The organism is Sporomusa rhizae (genome assembly GCF_041428845.1).
In the GTDB taxonomy this organism is placed as follows: Bacteria; Bacillota; Negativicutes; order Sporomusales; family Sporomusaceae; genus Sporomusa; species Sporomusa rhizae.
This window is the reverse complement of sequence record NZ_CP156925.1, coordinates 270,880-288,368: the sequence shown is the minus strand read 5'-3', so window position 1 is coordinate 288,368 and position 17,489 is coordinate 270,880. Positions and strand designations below refer to the sequence as shown.

At 47.7% G+C, this 17,489-nt stretch carries 13 protein-coding genes; all 13 read right to left on the bottom strand.

Annotated elements, in window-relative coordinates; all coding sequences use genetic code 11:
• Positions 1-242: 242 nt before the first annotated feature.
• Positions 243-1,469, bottom strand: coding sequence for an amidohydrolase family protein (locus SRRS_RS01185; RefSeq protein WP_371365480.1), 1,227 nt, complete (start codon positions 1,467-1,469; stop codon positions 243-245).
• 106 nt (positions 1,470-1,575) lie between these two features.
• The gene (locus tag SRRS_RS01180; RefSeq protein WP_371365478.1) at positions 1,576-2,970 is read right to left on the bottom strand and encodes an S-layer homology domain-containing protein; all 1,395 of its coding nucleotides are present in this window, start codon (positions 2,968-2,970) and stop codon (positions 1,576-1,578) included.
• 31 nt (positions 2,971-3,001) lie between these two features.
• Complete coding sequence (locus SRRS_RS01175; protein WP_371365476.1) at positions 3,002-3,988, bottom strand: 3-oxoacyl-ACP synthase III family protein; 987 nt, start codon at positions 3,986-3,988, stop codon at positions 3,002-3,004.
• Positions 3,989-4,066: 78 nt separating this feature from the next.
• Positions 4,067-4,816: an alpha/beta fold hydrolase gene (locus SRRS_RS01170; protein WP_371365474.1), complete on the bottom strand. Its 750-nt coding sequence runs from the start codon at positions 4,814-4,816 to the stop codon at positions 4,067-4,069.
• A gap of 17 nt (positions 4,817-4,833) precedes the next feature.
• On the bottom strand, positions 4,834-6,261 hold the full coding sequence (locus SRRS_RS01165) for a tannase/feruloyl esterase family alpha/beta hydrolase (RefSeq protein WP_371365472.1): 1,428 nt from the start codon (positions 6,259-6,261) through the stop codon (positions 4,834-4,836).
• Positions 6,258-7,049, bottom strand: coding sequence for an alpha/beta fold hydrolase (locus SRRS_RS01160; RefSeq protein ID WP_371365470.1), 792 nt, complete (start codon positions 7,047-7,049; stop codon positions 6,258-6,260). Before SRRS_RS01160 ends, SRRS_RS01165 begins: the two co-directional genes overlap by 4 nt.
• A gap of 59 nt (positions 7,050-7,108) precedes the next feature.
• The gene (locus tag SRRS_RS01155) at positions 7,109-8,383 is read right to left on the bottom strand and encodes an MFS transporter (protein WP_371365468.1); all 1,275 of its coding nucleotides are present in this window, start codon (positions 8,381-8,383) and stop codon (positions 7,109-7,111) included.
• Between the two features lies 1 nt (position 8,384).
• Positions 8,385-9,164 carry an alpha/beta fold hydrolase gene (locus SRRS_RS01150; RefSeq protein ID WP_371365466.1) on the bottom strand — a complete coding sequence of 260 codons (780 nt, stop codon included), beginning with the start codon at positions 9,162-9,164 and terminating at the stop codon, positions 8,385-8,387.
• Positions 9,165-9,327: 163 nt separating this feature from the next.
• Positions 9,328-10,710 carry a group II intron reverse transcriptase/maturase gene (gene ltrA / locus SRRS_RS01145; RefSeq protein ID WP_371361643.1) on the bottom strand — a complete coding sequence of 461 codons (1,383 nt, stop codon included), beginning with the start codon at positions 10,708-10,710 and terminating at the stop codon, positions 9,328-9,330.
• A 457-nt stretch (positions 10,711-11,167) separates the two neighbouring features.
• The gene (locus SRRS_RS01140) at positions 11,168-14,350 is read right to left on the bottom strand and encodes a BTAD domain-containing putative transcriptional regulator (protein ID WP_371365464.1); all 3,183 of its coding nucleotides are present in this window, start codon (positions 14,348-14,350) and stop codon (positions 11,168-11,170) included.
• Between the two features lie 422 nt (positions 14,351-14,772).
• Complete coding sequence (locus tag SRRS_RS01135) at positions 14,773-15,114, bottom strand: DUF192 domain-containing protein (RefSeq protein ID WP_371365462.1); 342 nt, start codon at positions 15,112-15,114, stop codon at positions 14,773-14,775.
• A 42-nt stretch (positions 15,115-15,156) separates the two neighbouring features.
• Positions 15,157-16,080, bottom strand: coding sequence for a type II secretion system F family protein (locus tag SRRS_RS01130; protein WP_371365460.1), 924 nt, complete (start codon positions 16,078-16,080; stop codon positions 15,157-15,159).
• A 36-nt stretch (positions 16,081-16,116) separates the two neighbouring features.
• On the bottom strand, positions 16,117-17,487 hold the full coding sequence (locus SRRS_RS01125; RefSeq protein WP_371365458.1) for a CpaF family protein: 1,371 nt from the start codon (positions 17,485-17,487) through the stop codon (positions 16,117-16,119).
• Positions 17,488-17,489: the final 2 nt, after the last annotated feature.

Genomic DNA, 17,489 nt, shown 5'->3' with positions numbered 1-17,489 from the left:
TTTATACCATTCTGCCGTTTATTCATCCTAATTATAACGGTCATTATAAACACAAACAATTGACGCTATTCACAACGTTCACCCTCTTTGAGTGCAATATATTGTATGTTTTATCTAATATATGAGACAAAAATAGCCTTTAAAGGAATCAATGAAAGAAAGTAGGATATGCGCTTTTACACATATCCTACTTTTGAGTAAGAAAAAGGCGCACATTTTGCCAACGCGCGCCGATACCGTAATTAAATTTTATATATTCGCAAAGCGTTTTCGCGAAGAATCTTCCGGGCAATCGCAATAGCCGTATCCTCGTCGATGATATCGTCATCAATCATGCCGCTAAGCGCCATATAGACAGCGGCCCGGCCGGTTTTTGCGCAGGTATAAATGTACCGCTCGCCCCATAATACGTCGGAACCGTAAATGATTTTGTCCCATAATACAGGCTTTTCCAGCCAGTCCCGCAGCATCTTGGCAATAATTTTCGGATGATTGGCAAACATAATCCGTCCCGAAATATCTATACACACATTATTGGGAGTCAACCCTCCCAATGCCAATACTTCGGCACTGCCGTAACGGGGATACCCGCCATGCAGGATAACAATCTTGGCATTTTTCAGTTCTTCGTCTGCCAGCATGTTAGCTAAATTAAGAGGATCAAAATAGTTCACATAGTTATCGGTTATAGCAAAGTGAAACTGTACCGCCATATCATAACGAACAATTTTTCGCATGATATACCAGACAAGCATATCCTGCAGCTTGGTATAGGCCTCTTCACCCCCGTTTCTAGCCGCCAAATAAAGAGCAGGCCCTTCGTCAATGGCAACGTTTTCAAAATAGGTAGTCCGGGCATATGCCATGACAAATTTGAATGCGGGTGAGTTATCTTGCACATAGCCGCCCAACACCTTATCCACAAAACGCAAATACCCGGCAAAATCCTCTTCTTGATACTGGTATTTGGTCTTAAGCTGCTCCAACTCATACTCAAAGTAGCCGATAAAATACTTGCTCAAAGGACGTTTCTTCATGTAGGTATTATCGAAAGGAAATACCAGCGGGTCAACAGCCGGAACAAATCGTATATTTGGTTTGTTGGCAAGTTCCTTGGGCAGGGCAATATTGGCCATAAGCAGTTCCACTCCGGCCTGGTCCATAAGCTTGTCAATCCAATCAGCGATCGCCAGCCGCTTCTCTTCGTAAGTTGCTACCAGCTGTTCCCGCTTTTCCGGATCTTGTAGTTCACTTGCCGTAAAGCCGTAAAACTGGGCATACGCCTCATAGTGCAAATCCCGCAAAAAAGGGAAGCCACCACAGCTTTCCTCCGGAGTTTTAAACGTATCGGTTGCAAACGGAATTCTCCGCTCCTCGGGCAACCCGGAAAAATACATGGCAAATCCCGGGTGTCCATGGTCATCAATAATTCGCAGGGTATCAATCGTGTGTTTTAAACGATCATACATGAAATGCACCTCCGCTTTTTATCTCGTACCTTTGCTTCGTATTTAACCACCTAGACAACTCTATAGACTGAGGCTATATAATAATAATAGCCTCAGTCTTTGTTGATTAGAAGAAGAAGTTTAAGGTAGATTGAATACTGTTATTGTTTTCACCACCGGAAATCGGCCTAATGCGATCATAAGTTAATGTCCATTGAACGTTTTTCCAGGGAACATATACATAATCTACCCGCCATGCGTTGATACCGTCAAACGTATTCTGCCATGCTCCGGCTTTGTCTGTGGTCAAAGGAATCCAGCTGAAGGCCCCTCGATTATAAGCGCCGGCAACTCCGCTCGGCATATGACGGTAGGAAATTCCCCAACCACTGTCACCTTGTTTAAACGGATTGACCATATTGGTATATAATGCCGGCATATAGTTCGTTGCGGCATACTTTGACTGCAAGCCAATAAAGTAACCGTCCTGTTTTCCCTGATAATGCCGGCCGCCAGCAGTGAAATCATTGGCATTATTCTTAGCATATTCAAAAGAAAGCGCCAAGCCGGGGGCAATCTGGGCAGCTCCGTTTATAACCTGAAGTTCCAAGTCTTTGACATTATTGTCATAGTTTTGCTTTAGAACATAGGCACCGATATCCATTTTGTCATTGGGCCTATAGGTAACTTCGCCAAAGTTAATGGCTTGTCCTGTCGCCGTTAAATAAGAACTGCGCGCGCTCCCGACTTTTACCGTTAGTTTATTTCCCAACTTCGTGGTATAGTAAGCACCTTCCGTATCGCCGGTATTGCCAAAGAAGGAGCCTTTCCCGGGATAAAGCTGCATTTTGCCCAATTCCAGTTTGCCGCCGAAAATATCTTTGCCTGTCAGCCAGAAACGGTCAAAGCGGGTTGTCTCACTGGTAGTCGAATCAAAATTCCATTTGGCTTGCACGAGACGAGAATTCCACTCCCACTTGTCACCAACCGGTGCATTCATATATATCCGGATTCGTTCCATAAACTGATCCTGATCTTTAACTTTTCCATTAGTAATCCAGGCCCCGTGATTGCTGTCAGGATTCAAGCTGTTGTGCGTATACTCAATACGGTTATCAAAGAAAAAGTTAACCTTGGCTTTAGCCTCGGCCCGGGCGGCTTGGGCTTCGACTTTAGCAAGCCGGGCGCCAATTTGCTGCAAATCTTTGTCATATTCGACGGCCAGTTTATCAATAATAGCCTTTTGCTTAGCATCCGCCTTTTCCAGCTTAGTCATAGCGTTGGCGACAAGCACGGCCATTTCGTAGCGGGTAATTGCCTTGTCGCCGTTAAACCGGTTGGCGTCACCTGAGATTATACCTTCCTCGGCCAGTTGCTTGACAGCGCTATATGACCAATGCTTGGCCGGTACATCGGCAAAGGTTTCTCCCGGGGCCGCAAAGGCCGGAACGGTCATGGCAGTTGCCATAGTTAGCGTTAAAGCAGCAATCAATCTTCTGGTCATTTTTTTAGTTTTTTTCATTTACTCTTCTCCCCTTTTCGTAACTACTCTATTACCACTTAAACACCGTTGTCGCTACAGCAAGACCAACCCCTGACCCGACCATGACAACAACATCACCCTGTTTTATCCGTCCCTCTCTTTCGGCTTTCAGCAAAGCCATCGGTATACACGCCGAACCGGTATACCCGAATTGATCCATTACACAGGTAGTTTTCTCCCAAGGCAGCGCCAGCTTGACCATGACCTCTTCAATTACCCAGCGGTTAATTTGCGTAAAGACCACATGATCAATATCTTGTATTGTCAGTCCGACTTTTGCGAGTGCCTTGGGTATGCACTCCGGCCATAGCTGGATATTGCGATCAGGCGGCAGCGGCTTCAGAAAAGTCAGCAGATGCTTCTTCTCTTCAACCGCCTCTACGGTCACCGGATGCTTGGTACCGCCATAATAGATTCCCAAAAAATCATACTGCGTACCGTCTGCATATAAATAGCCGCTTTGGTATCCGGCTTCACCCTCTTGTCCCTGAAGGACGGCAGCTCCGCCCCCATCGGCAAAAATGGGCGCTACCCGTTCGTTGGTCATATCGGCAAACTTGGTCATGTTATAGACCCCAATGACTAATACATTGGTATAGGTTTGGTCATATCCTATCATGCGGGAAGCCATGTCCAGCGCCGCTACAAATCCGGCGCAGGAAGCATTCAGGTCAAAAGTTCCCGCGTTCTTCGCCCCTAATCGCCCTTGGATTACACTGGAGGTAGCCGGACTCACATACTCAGGAGTATCTGTCGCCACCACAATCAAATCAATGTCTTCCGGGGTCAGTCCGGCATCCAGCAACGCTTCTCTGGCGGCGTGAAACCCCAGATCAGCACTGGAGTATTCTTCCCCTGTCCAATACCGTTGTTTTATACCTAATTTGTTTTCGATACTGTCAGGGATAGGTTTACCCATAATGTTGGCCAACTCTTCATTAGTAACCAGCTTAGGAGGAACCCATTGGCCTAGACCAATAATTCTAGCCCGTCGCATACACATTGCCTCCCTTTTATACCCGCTTGTCCATCCCGGCTTACGCCGGCAAAAACCGCTGCTATCGTGAACGCTAAGTTATACTTTTGGACAGGTCAAAAATTCCGCCAATAACCGGGCGAACAGAGGAGGATTTTCTATCTGCGGGTTATGCCCCACTCCCGGCAATACTTCTATCCGGCTGTTCGGGTAAACCGCTGCCGTATTATGGGCTTCATTCACCGTTACAATGACGTCGTTTTCCCCATGTACCACCAGTACCGGCTTTAGAAAGCTTCGGGCAGCCCTGCTGAAATCTATCCCATCCAACGCACGCGTATTAGGGATTAACGCAGCCTTGGCCTGCAAGCAATCGGCCTGGAGGACCTCCAGTACGGCTTGCGGTACAGGCATAGCCATCGTACCCTGCAGAGAAGCTGTCAGAATCGTATCATTCTGTAATAGCTGCTCCAGCAGCGCATAATTGATGTCTTTCATACCGGTTAGCGGGGCAGAATCGACCAAAACCATCGCGGATAATAATTCTGGAAAAGAAGCTCCCATTTGCATGGCTACCGCGCCGCCTAATGAGTGTCCGACAATAGTAAAGTCAGTAAAATCCAGATCTTTAACCAAGTTGGCAATATCTTGAGCATGATCCTGCAGGGATACTTGCGCGGGGGAAGCCTGCGATTTCCCAAACCCTCGCAGGTCGACCGCAACCATATCGAATTGCGCCTGTAACAGCTCCATGATTGGGGCCCACCAATTGGCCGAAGCCAAGTTGCCGTGAACAAATAGTATTTTCTTAGCGCCTGCTCCGGCGCGAATATAATGCAATCCTTTCACCGGCTTTCGTCCTCTCATCAGTACTTGTCGATCTCATTGCCTGTCCAGATATCAATGGCCTTATCGGCTGACCGTGGCACACCAATTGTCATACTGGCCGGAGCCGGAGTTCCGTGTTCTACCCACTCTACTAGTGCATCAAAGGATTGATGTACATACGGCATGAGCGATTGTAGCTTATGCCCCTTATCTACGCCAGGATGATTAACAAGTCCGTCAAAATGGTTACCTTGCTCAACCATGTACAGCCGGTACATATTCCCCTTGCCATTTTGTTGTACAAGACGTTCATAGGCTTTTGCATGCACATTGGGGAACAGCAGGGAATCCCATGTGCCATGAATAGTGATAACCGGCTTATGTACCTTACCCGTGTTTTCCAATGCAGTTATCCGCTTAATGGCCTCCGGGCGGGCAAACCAGTTATACTGCTGGTAATCTTCCGGATGAGACAAGAACTCCCACCAGTCCCGTTTTTTAAACTCCGGATCATATTTAGCGCGGTGCAGATTCAAAGTAGGCAGCCAATACGAAGAACCATGCAAGGGCCACAAAAATTCGGATTCTTGAGGCAGGCCCATGGCATTAAGCGACTGCACTGCCCGTTTTTTTGCCTCAGGCTCCGCCCCAGCATCCTTTAGTACCTGCCAGGCATTCACAGCGGTAGTCAGGCTGGAGATTAAATTTTCCTCATGCCCCCGCCAGAGCACACCTTCCCAGTCGACCATTCCGTCATACAGCTCAGGGTTATGTTCTAACGCATAGCGTGTAACATACCCGCCGTTGGAGTAACCCCATAAATAGGTGTACTCCGGTGTTTTACCGCGTAAGCGTTTAAGGACATCTTTGGCGGCCACTGTCAGTTGGTGGAACCGGATATTCCATTCAGCCAGCGAGTCCTGCTCACTGCTTAAGGCTGTCATGGCTTTGGCCCAGGGATATATTTTTCCATCAGGAGCCGGGATTTGTTCGCCTGTCGTTCCTTTGTCACAGACAGCGTAGGCATAGCTTGCGCCATCACCGTCAAGCTTTGTTAACACATAATCACTTATTAATGCATCTGTCGAGCGGGCATCACCAAAACCGGGAGCACCAACGACAACCAATCGCCCATTCCACTTTTCCGGCACCCGGATGACAAAATAGCAGTCCTCAAAATACCCGCTAATCTCCATACCGGGCACTTTACCTTTGGGAGTATACCAGTCAGGCCGCTGCGGCTTACCGGAAGCCCAGTTGCTTTCCCCCAAAGCTGCCCGGCGTGCTTCCGACAAACTGCCAATGGCCGGATTATTTGTCGTTAGGTCATCATAATTTATAACATTGACAGAGTGCGCACCGGTAATAAAGGTCGAGGCGGCCTGTACCGGTTGTACCAGAGTTGCCAGCCACAATACAGCAGCCAATAATGCCCCTATGAATTTACCTTGCAACAAAATATTCACTTCCCTTCCTTACAATTATGGTCTTCCAAAAACTGAAAGTATATCCCGGCCGCCGTATGCGGCTTTTCAATAAACGGAGAATGGCCGCAGTTTTCCAAAAAGGCAACCCGTGCCCGGCTCATCGCCCGGATAGTCTCCTGCATGGCCGCAACGGGAATTATACTGTCCTCGCGGCCATGCAACAGCAAGGTAGGAGTGGTAAGCTTCTCCGCTTCGCCAAGTAATACTGTTTCGTGCATGGTCTCCGGATTGCGAAAGTATATTTCCGGCGCGCAGCCAAACGCATCTTCCCAGAGCTCGGTAACAAAATCCTGATTCTCTACATAGGGAACACAGCTTAGAATGGCTTGCCGTAAAAACTCCTTGTCCTGTTGCAGTTTGCCAAAGACCTGCCTTCCTTCATCTGACAAATCCAAGCCGCCGGCCGGTATACTGTCCAGCAGGGTAAGCGTTTGCACCTTATGCGGGTAAGCAATCGTATAAGCCAAAGCGATCTGCCCACCCATGGAATGTCCAAGCAAATGGAACTGTTCCAATTGTAAGGCTTGGGCTAATACATCTATGTCCTTGGCAAACTGAGAAATCTGATACCCTTCACTTACGCGGCTGCTTTGACCGCAGCCGCGCAGATCCATAGCGATCACCCGGTATTCTTGCTGGACATACGGCCACAAATATCGCCACCAGCGGGTGGAAGCCAAATTGCCGTGAATCGCGACAATATTCCGGGGACCCTTTCCGTGTTCCTCATAATACATATCCCAGCCCGGCAAGTTAAGAAACGGCATATCAATCACCTACTTCCGCAAAATCCATTCCCGCCGTTAGTTACCAAGGTACCAACGCGTTATGCATTAAGCTTGGCTGCTACTTCCTGCCGGCTTTTCATTTGCCCTAAAATAAGTACTACGGCCACACCGATCAGTAAGCCGGCAATGGCCAACTGCCACAGTAGCTGATAGCTGCCGGTTGCATCATAAATAGCACCGCCGGCATAAATGCCGATAGCCGCTCCGGCGGCCCCGACCATGGCCATAGCGCCGCTCACCGTCCCCAGACTCTTCCGGCCAAAGGTATCGGCGGCAAAAGCAGAAAATAGCCCATAACTGCCATAGTGGGAAATACCCATAATAAACACAAAAGCGTAGGTCATAGTAATATCTGTGGCATTGAGCAGCAGTACTGTCCCGATAGCCTGAATCGAGAGTGAAATGACTACCGCCGTGCTACGTTTCATGAAGTCGGAAATAGTCGGCCAGATTAACATGGACAGCACCGCCAAAACCATGTTCATCCCCAGAGCTACGGTAGCAGCATCTTTGCTCAAACCCATTTTGATTAAATGCGGCACCTGATGCACTTGCTGCGCCCAACCGTTCCCGCCCATGATAAAATAAGCGAAAAACAGGCACCAAGCCATGGGGGAAGTAAACAGTTTGGTTAACGTCCATTCCATTTCATTAGCAGCAACCGGGGCCGGGGTACCCGTGTTTACAGCAGCCGCGGGCTGTGAATCCCCGTCCGGCAGTAACCCCATTTCTTCCGGTGACGAACGCATCAGGAAATAGGCCGGGATAATGACAACAACCAGCGAAGCAATCCCCATAACCATAAACATTCCCTGCCAGCCGATGGTCTTAAGTAAGTCTTTGGCGAGGAAGGTGAAAACGGCCATCCCGCCGGGAGATGCGACCAGAGCAATCGATAAGGCTCTACCCCGCTTTTTAACAAACCAGCGGTTTACCGCCGTAGGCCCCGGAATCATTCCCATCCCGGTATTGGCCAAACCGAGCAGCACGCCATAGTATAAATAGAACTGCCAGGTTTGCGTTACCGTAGTGACCAGCAGGAATGATATTCCTGTTAACAAGGCGCCGGCAATAAGTACTGTCCTAATACCGATTTTGTCCATAAACCGGCCCACAAACGGAGCAGCTACGGCATATACCAGCATATTGGCCGACATGGCGCCGGCGATGGAAGCCCGCGTCCAGTGCAAATCGTCGAGCATTTGCAATTGCACTACTCCAAAAACCCCTTTGGTTCCGTAGGTAATGGCAACTGATAAAAAGGCTACCAGTACAATCCACCAGCCATGAAATATTTTCTTTTGCTCGGCCATGCTACTTTACCCCCTGCAAAAATTCAGCAACCAAGTGGTTATACTCTTGCGGATTTTCCAGTTTGGTCATATGAGCCGCCTCAGGAATAATCGCAAGCTTTGAAGATGCGAGTACCGATTGCAAAAACTCGGCATAAGCCAGCGGCGTTGTTTGGTCAAACTCCCCAACCATCAATAAGGTTGGCAGCACCATTTTGCTGTGATATTCCCGATAATCGGCTTTCAGTGTGGAAATGGTAGCTTGCCGGTAAGGGTCTTTACGATTAGCCGCAAACAAATTCCTTACCTCGGTTTTGACTTCTTCCGGTGCCCCCGGGCGGCAAGCGCCATTGGCAATTATTTCGGCCATTTCAGCCATTGTCAGAGTATCAATGTTTTTTAGCCTTGTTTCCAAGCCGGTAGTACCTAATGGCGGAGGATAATATCCGGCACTGTCGCTCAATACCATCGCCAGCATGCGCTCCGGGTAATGGGCGGCAATTTCCTGACTGATTAGCCCGCCCATAGAATGTCCGACAAAAACGGCACGGTCGATTTTTAAATAATCCAGTAAAGCTAACACATCGCGCGCAAAAAGTTCCATAGTAATAAACTCGTCGTTGGTACCGCTCTGTCCGTGTCCACGCAGGTCCATGGCAATCACCCGGTGGTCTTTGCTAAAATGAGTAACTTGGTGACGCCAAGAGCTTGCGTTTTCTCCGAGGCCGTGAATAAACACAAGCGCCGTTCCCTGGCCAGCGTCCTCATAATATAGGTCAATTCCGTTAATAGTGGTAAACATTGTCTTCCTCCCTGTTTGAATATTTCCACTAATAAGATAACCAATAGCAGTTACTCGTGAGTTACCAAACGGTTACAAATCGAGTAGGAGCTAAATAATTAATTTATTTAGCGACCTCTCACACCACCGTACGTACCGTTCGGTATACGGCGGTTCAATAATTTTAACGTAAATGAAATGCCTCGTATTTCTTCGCTATGTTCATATAGCCTAGAGATTCGAGGTATTTGTCTGTTAGTGTCCTTTGTAAAATAGCACTTCCCGCAACACGCCAATACCCTAACCGTGTATTGGCATACTGCCAAGCTCTATTCCTATCCAGTCCCAGCTTTTGTAGATTCACAAACTTAGTCTGAACTTTCTTCCATTGCTTCCATAGATACATTCGCAGCCTGCGCCGTATCCATTTGTTCATTTCTTTCATGTTATTGCTCATGTTTGCAATGGAAAAGTAGTTCAACCAGCCTGTTGTATATTTCCTCAGTTCTTGCAGTGTGTCTTGGATTGCCCACCCACGACTTCGGTTGGTTATTTCCTTGATCTTCTCTTTGAAACGTTTCAAGACTTTCCCATGCGGACGTATTCCGATTTGTCCCGCTACCTTATGCAATGCAAAGCCCAGAAACTTCACCCTCAGCGGACTGCCGATTTGGCTTTTCCGCTGATTTACTTGTAACTTCAAAGTTCCCTCAAGGAATTTCACACAACTCGCCATGACCCGCTTGGCTGCACGTTCCGTCCTGACATAGATATTGCAGTCATCTGCATATCTTACGAACTTATGTCCGCGCTTCTCCAGCAGTTGATCAAATTTCGTCAGGTAGATATTGGATAGCAGTGGTGACAGGTTTCCTCCCTGCGGGGTTCCCGATGTACTGGGGCTGACTATACCGCCTTCCATGACTCCACTTTTCAGGTATTTCCGGATTAAGACGATGACTCGTTCATCCTTGATTTCTTCACGGAGCATGTTGATAAGCATGTCATGATTTACCGTATCGAAGTACTGCGCCAGGTCAATGTCTACTACTTTCGTGTATCCTGCCCTATAGTATGCTTCGGCTTGCTTTATCGCCTGATGCGCATTTCTGCCTACTCGAAAACCATAACTTCTTTCTGAAAATTTCTTTTCAAAGATGGGCGTTAACACTTGGGTTATGGCTTGTTGTATTAACCTGTCTAGTACGGTCGGTATTCCTAGCTTTCGGGTTCCTCCGTCCGGCTTAGGTATTTCTACCCTTCTCACGGGTTGAGGGGTGTATCTTCCGGTTCGCAGGGATTCAAGAAACTCTTCTTTATTGTCTTTCAGCCACTGCTTCATATCTCCAACCTGCATGCCATCCACTCCGCCTGCACCTTTCTTGCGCAGTACCTGGGCATATGCTGCATTGAGATTGTTTCGGTCTAGTATTTCTTCTAACAGATTTACGCGGTTCTCTTTTGCATCTTCCAGTGTCGTCATGCTCCGCGCTCCCTTGTTACTCTCTGCTTCCAGCATACCCTGGCAAGGGCAGCCCATTTTACTGGTTTTCTGCTCTCTTAACATGACTTCACCTTCCTTTGCTCAAGAACTCGATTATTGTTCAGTCCTTCTCGAAAAAAACTTCGGTACTATGACCTCTGCTGACTTCTCACAGTAAATCTTATTTCAACCATGCTTCGATTGAGTTATCTTCACATGTCTGTGAGATCTCCCCGGGTAAGAACGCAATCTTTCTCTCCATCTATCTGCCACATTTACAGCGCAAACTTTCGGATAGTTTCGGGCTTCGGTTTGTTATGCAACCTTACCCAGTTTACACTGCCTTATATGTGATTTCTGTTCGTCAGACCAGAGATTTGCCGCCGACTTCCTTCAGATTCCACCTCGCGGTGGACACCCTTGTCTTGAGCTATGCGCTTGGCACTATCTACCCGCGCTCGGGACTTTCACCCGTTAGATTGCGCCCATGCCGGGCGCACATAATAAAAGGGCTGAATTGTTTTTTAACAATTCAGCCCTTTTATTGGTATTTCTCATATATCTGTTTTGTCAGCAGCGATGGTTCTACGCCCAATTCTGTTTCCAGCATGGCCAGACATCGCTTAAACGTACGTGCCAGCAATACTCGGTTAGCTTGTTCCCCATAGCAAATCAGCTTCAATTGATAAGCCCGTTCCCAACAAGCATCGATTTGCAAAATTCGTTCTGACCAGGCAATAGCCTGGTCATAGTCCGCCTGGTCGATATACAAGGAAGCCAGCAACTCGGCGCCTTGCACTGCCAGCAGTTCCAGCCGTTCCCTTTCCTTTAACGAAATGTCGTCAAGATTCTCCCCGGCTAAATATTCCCCTCGATACAAATCCATAGCTGTGAGAAGTAATCCTTTCGCCTGCTCTGTTTGGCTGTTTAGCAGGCTGCGCCCTTCAATCAATAAAGCTTCAAACCGTTCGACATCAACCTGGCATTCCGGGCTTACAATCAACTGGTAGGCAGCACCTTTACGGACAATAAACCGGCAAGCCGTTCTGGGTTTGCGCTCCGGTTCAAGAACATTGCTCAAATGATTAAAAACCACCTTAAAGTTGCGAGCGGCGGCTTCCTCATCCGCATCCGGCCAAAGATGCAGCATGAGTTTGCCTTTGGTTGCCGGCGAGGTTCTTAAGGTAAGCAACAAATTTAATAGTTGTTTGGCACCGGCCCGGCGCCATTCCGGGGGTGATATTTCTTGTCCATATCGCTTGACTTTGAGCGGTCCTAAAGCCTGAATAGCCAAAGGTATCTTATCCGGTGCATAGCCGGAGGTAGCCGGTTCCCTGCTGTTTAACTCTGCAAACCAATTTCTAAATGGTTCTGAAGAAAACCCTGAGATGTCGCCCAGTAAAGAAGACCTCTCCAGGAGAAAACCATAATCATAGCGCTCGCAGTACTCCAGCAGCCGCGAGTAACAGGCCGCAAAAGCCACGTTGTCGCGTGTATGGTAGGCTTCATAGGTAAGCCACCAATAGCACACGGATTGTCCAAACCAATCCCGGCACTTTTGGAATAAGTGCAGGGCTTTTTCAGAATAACCGTTAGCCTCCTCATAGCGGCCACATAATGCGGCCCCCATACCTAACGTATGATATAACACAGCGGTAAACCAATCATCATGCACTTTTTCCGTGATGCCTATGCCCTCGGTTCCCACCCGCTTGGCGGCCTGCCAATTCCCGTCAAGCGCGTACATTAAACACCGGCCTTGGTGCACTTCAGTTTTCCCCCGTATAATACCCAGTTCTTCGGCCAAACTCAGCGCCTTTTGGTAAGATTTTTGACATTGTTCCTGATTTTCCCGATAATTGAGCAGCAAAGCATGCCCTTGCCGCACATAGCCAATAGCGGCAACAAACGGAGACCTGAGCTTCTCGGCCGATTCAATGCCTGCTTGCGCTAGTTCCAAGGCCCTGCCGGACTGCCCGATGAAGGTATAACAAAGCGACAACACCAAGGGGCTTTCCCGGAAAGACCGTGGCACATGATATGTCGTTTGTTCCTCTTTATATTTCCGTTCTAATATCTCAATGACCTCGCCTAACCGCCCGGTCCGCAGAAGAATACGCACTTGGAGATTATTTCTATCCTCAGCGCCGTAGGGTACCACACCGGCCATCAACCGGCAATACCGCTCTGCCCGCCGTGAATCTCCCTGATTGATCATATTCTCGGCCATAAGACCAAGTAACACACCTTTTTCCTCCAGCGGTCCCTGTCGCAATATTTGATAGGCCTGCCGCAAATAACTCTGGGCGTGACTGGGCTGAATAATATCCAGATAAGCTTCTCCAATCCCCCGGCAGGACTGACTCCAGCCAAACAAATCCTTTTGCTTTTGAAATTGCTGGCCGGCTTTTTTATACCAATCAATAGCCTGCTCGTACAAACACGCAAACCGCGCCGCATCTCCCGAAGCCAGATAAATTTCCGGGTGTTGTTTATAGGTAGCAGGCAATTGCTCCAAATAACTGGTTAGCAGCCGGTCGCGGCCGCTGCTAACCCAGCGCCGTCCAATTTCACACAAGATGGTTTCAGCCGTTTCCCACTGCTCTCCGAGAATTAAAAAGTGCAAGGCCCTGTCGGCATTCTCCCGTTTCCAATAATAATAACCGATTTTACTATACAAACCGGCCAGGTCAGGGAGTCTAACTTCGGCTTCCCGGCATAGGAACTCTCTAAATAATGTATGGTAGCGATAAACACCTTGGCCTATCCGGTAAATAAACAGACCTTTCTTTATAACTATATTTAACCATTGCTGAGAACGCTCCGAACCCAAGATTTCTTTGCAATAGGATAAGGTAAAGGACTCGACAAGCGCTGTTTGCAGCAGGAACTCCTGTACTTCAGGCGCCTGACGTTCCAGCACATCGTGGGCCAAATACTCGAAAAGTCCGCCTAAATCCCCGGTCTCAACACTTAGCGGTTCGGCAAAATAGTCCGCCCTCCCCTGCCATTGATTTGCCAGCAGCTTAATAGCAATAACCCAGCCTTCGGTACATTCCAAGATTTTTTGCACTTGCGCTTTGCTTATCGGCAAATCTTTAATCGTGTGAAATAACTTTTCTATCTCGCGAGAGGCGAAGGTTAAGTCGCTATCGACAAAATCCAAGACCCTGCCTTTGGCGCGCAGCCGTTCAGCTTCCGGCAAGCCGATAGGTTCCCTGGATAGAATTACGACGCGGATTCCGGAGGGACAGCAAGCTAAAAAGCGATCAAAAAACAAACGTATTTCGGCATCGGCCTGCACATACTGCCAGTCATCAATGACCAGGATTCCCGCGGCATTGCTTCCGCCGAAAAATTCAATACCTGCCATCAATATAGAAAAAGCGGTTTTCCAATCGAACTTATCTTCTGTCGCTGTTTTATCGAAATACCATTTTTTCAGACCGGGGAGCAGAGAGTTAAGGGCTCCCGCCAAATAGGCAGAAAAAATATATACATTGTCATCTTCCGGACCGGGATTATACCAGCCAACAGGCAATGGCTGGTCAGACAAATACTGTACGAGCGCCGTGGTTTTTCCGTAGCCGGCGCCAGCTATCATTACTGTCAAAAAGTATTGGGGTATCTTCGCCAGTTTGACCCGTAAACCTGGCCTTGGCACAACATCCACGCCCAGAGTGGGTATAGTTATTTTGCTTGTTAACACAATGGTCTCTTGCATGGTTTGTCTCTCCCTTGTTATGGCAAGGTCACCGGCGCACACTTATCCTATCCGGCTTTTCTTACGGAAAATATATGTTTGTTTGTAACATCGAGATACTAGGAAAAGTTGCTATCTAATAGATTCTTATACTAGACAACTATTCTATTCCCGTACTGATAGAATCCTGCAAAGAATTGCAAAAATTATCGAACAATTTTACTCAACACTATAGATAAAAAAACCACGGTTTGAGCCAAACCATTGGCGACAGCTAACATCGATGCAGCCATCATGCTGTTAAAAAAGTGATGCTATCTGTTGGGACAAAAAAAACTCCTCTGTTTGCCTAAAGATATGCCCTTACGGATACCCTTAGACGAACCGGGAGTAAAAAATTCTAAACGATAAAATCCAAATATATAATCTGCTCCTATTCCCCATCAAGCATCAAGCAGCAATTTATCACCTGCTTGCGTCGAAGTAGCCGCAGCTGTTCCCTGCGGCAGCTCTATCACATAGGCGGCTTTAGCAGCAGCGGCCAATCGTCCCGGCATGATTCCTTCAACAACTTTTAGTACGTTATGTGAAGCGTCGACAAACAACACGTCAATAGGAAACCGCATACCCAAAGTATGAATACTGGAACACGGAGTAATCATAAGCCCCCCGCCCGACCGGAGGTGCTTAGTAGCAAGTAGGCCAACCAACCGGGTAAAGAAATTATCCGCTACTTTTATACTGTGACCAATAACTACTTGTTTGGTTTGATTCACGACTCGCACCAAGAATCCTCCCATCGTAATGCCACTCACGCTGCGTTGATTTTATTTTAAGAGATTCGTAAACATCTGGATAATAGCCGGCCCTAATAGCACGACAAACAGCGACGGAAAGATAAATAATACCAGCGGCAGCAGCATTTTTATCGGCGCTTTCATGGCTCGTTCCTCAGCCCGCTGACGGCGTTTTTCCCGCATCGAAGCTGACTGCACTCTAAGTACATTACCAATACTAACGCCTAGTTGATCGGCTTGTACCAAAGAAGTAGTAAACAGTGATAAATCAGGCACATCACAGCGTGTTCCCATAGCCACAAGGGCATCGCGCCTCGGTACTCCCATCCGGATTTCCTGAAGTACCCGGTTAAACTCGTCAACTAGCGCCCCTTTCATCTTTTCGGCCAATTTGGCCAGCGCCCCGTCAAAACCAAGACCAGCTTCAACACTAACAGTTAACAGGTCAAGCACATCGGCTAAATCCTTCTGGATGCTCTTCTTACGGGCAGCTATTTTATGATTTAACAAGAGCATCGGCAACAGTTGGCTAAATAAAAAGGCCATGAGAGTAAAGCCTACGATTTTATTACCGGGCATCCCGGCAAAAATACTCAAGGCACCGGCGATAACCGGCAATGCCACGGCCAGAAATCCCATTATACTTAAAAACTCGTCACTTGTTAGCTTGCCAAGACCCCCGGCCATTAGAAGTTTTTGCTCGATAGTAGCCCGTACCGCCTTCGGCGTAATTTTAGCAAACAAAACAGCCACATCGCCTTTTAACGGGCTTAGAATACGCTGAGCAAAAGGCTTTGCCAGCTCGTCGTCAATATCGGTTCGGCCTGACATTAAACTATCCAATGCCTTTAACCGCATTTCTACCGTGCCATTGACAGGTATAAGTGCATGTAACGCTAAATACAGGAGTACAAACACTGTTAAAAAAGTTAGTAAGATAATAACAATAAGCACCTTATTATCCCCCTTTATTTTGCGATTAACACATAGCTATTTAGGCCAAAAGGTTTCGTTAGGCAAGACAATTCCATTCGCGGCCAGTTTCCCCAAGAACTTAGGCCGAATGCCGGTAGGCTTGAAATAGCCGGTAATTTTACCATTAGCATCTCTGCCTGTCTGTTCAAACACAAAAATGTCCTGCAAGGTAATAACATCGCCTTCCATCCCTTGCACTTCGGTCAGGTGGGTAATACGGCGGCTGCCATCCTGCAAACGGGACTGCTGGAGAATTAGATCAACTGCCGAAGCAATCTGCTCACGAATGGCTCTAACCGGTAAATCCATACCGGCCATCAACACCATTGTTTCCAGACGGCTGAGCATATCGCGGGGTGAGTTGGCATGACCTGTTGTCAGTGAACCGTCATGGCCAGTATTCATAGCCTGCAGCATGTCAAGTGCTTCGCCGCTTCTTACCTCGCCGACAACAATCCGGTCAGGCCGCATCCGGAGACTGTTACGTACAAGGTCGCGCATGGTAATGGCGCCTCTGCCTTCAATATTGGCCGGACGGGTTTCCAGAGTTACTACATGCTCCTGTCTTAGCTGCAGTTCAGCCGCATCCTCGATAGTAACAATGCGTTCATCATGGGGAATGAAGGAAGAAAGAATGTTAAGCGTAGTTGTTTTACCAGACCCAGTACCGCCTGATACCACCACATTGAGCTTGCCTTCTACACAAGCTTTTAAAAATTCGGCCATTTCCTGGGTCAAAGTGCCAAACTGGATAAGATCGTTGACTGTTAACGGGCTTTTAGCAAATTTCCTGATCGTTACACTTGGCCCCTTAAGCGCCAGGGGTGGAATGATGGCATTAACCCGGGAGCCGTCAGGCAGACGGGCATCCACCATCGGTGAACTTTCGTCAATACGCCGGCCCAAGGGAGCTACTATTTTCTCAATAACATGCATAACATGAGCGTCATCCCGGAACCGGACATCTGTCAACACAAGTTTGCCTTTGCGTTCAACGTATATTTGCGAAGCACTGTTAACCATGACTTCTGAAATAGAATCGTCTTTCAACAGCGGGTCAATGGGGCCATAGCCCAATACTTCATCAACAATTTCGGTAATAATTCGTCCGCGTTCGCCGCGCGGCACCGGTACAGTTTCTTCGTCCATAACAGTATTAGCAACACGGGATACCGCATCCTGTAAAACTTTGATATCAGTATCTTTAGCAATAAGAGCCTGGCTTTCTTCGAAACTCATTTCCTCAATTATTTTCTTATGTATTTTTACCTTGAGATTTTGGTAAGGATCATTTTTTACCACAGGAGCGGGCTTAGGCTTTTCTACACTCTTGACGGCCTGCTCTTGCTGATTATTTGCAGCTTCTAAGCGTTTTAACAGTGACATAG

Bases quoted from the DNA above. Each gene is read 5' to 3' on its own strand.
- SRRS_RS01140 (WP_371365464.1), bottom strand. From the start codon at position 14,350: ATGCAAGAGACCATTGTGTTAACAAGCAAAATAACTATACCCACTCTG.
- SRRS_RS01175 (WP_371365476.1), bottom strand. From the start codon at position 3,988: ATGCGACGGGCTAGAATTATTGGTCTAGGCCAATGGGTTCCTCCTAAG.
- SRRS_RS01185 (WP_371365480.1), bottom strand. From the start codon at position 1,469: ATGTATGATCGTTTAAAACACACGATTGATACCCTGCGAATTATTGAT.
- SRRS_RS01160 (WP_371365470.1), bottom strand. From the start codon at position 7,049: ATGCCGTTTCTTAACTTGCCGGGCTGGGATATGTATTATGAGGAACAC.
- SRRS_RS01180 (WP_371365478.1), bottom strand. From the start codon at position 2,970: ATGAAAAAAACTAAAAAAATGACCAGAAGATTGATTGCTGCTTTAACG.
- SRRS_RS01150 (WP_371365466.1), bottom strand. From the start codon at position 9,164: ATGTTTACCACTATTAACGGAATTGACCTATATTATGAGGACGCTGGC.
- ltrA (WP_371361643.1), bottom strand. From the start codon at position 10,710: ATGTTAAGAGAGCAGAAAACCAGTAAAATGGGCTGCCCTTGCCAGGGT.
- SRRS_RS01155 (WP_371365468.1), bottom strand. From the start codon at position 8,383: ATGGCCGAGCAAAAGAAAATATTTCATGGCTGGTGGATTGTACTGGTA.
- SRRS_RS01125 (WP_371365458.1), bottom strand. From the start codon at position 17,487: ATGTCACTGTTAAAACGCTTAGAAGCTGCAAATAATCAGCAAGAGCAG.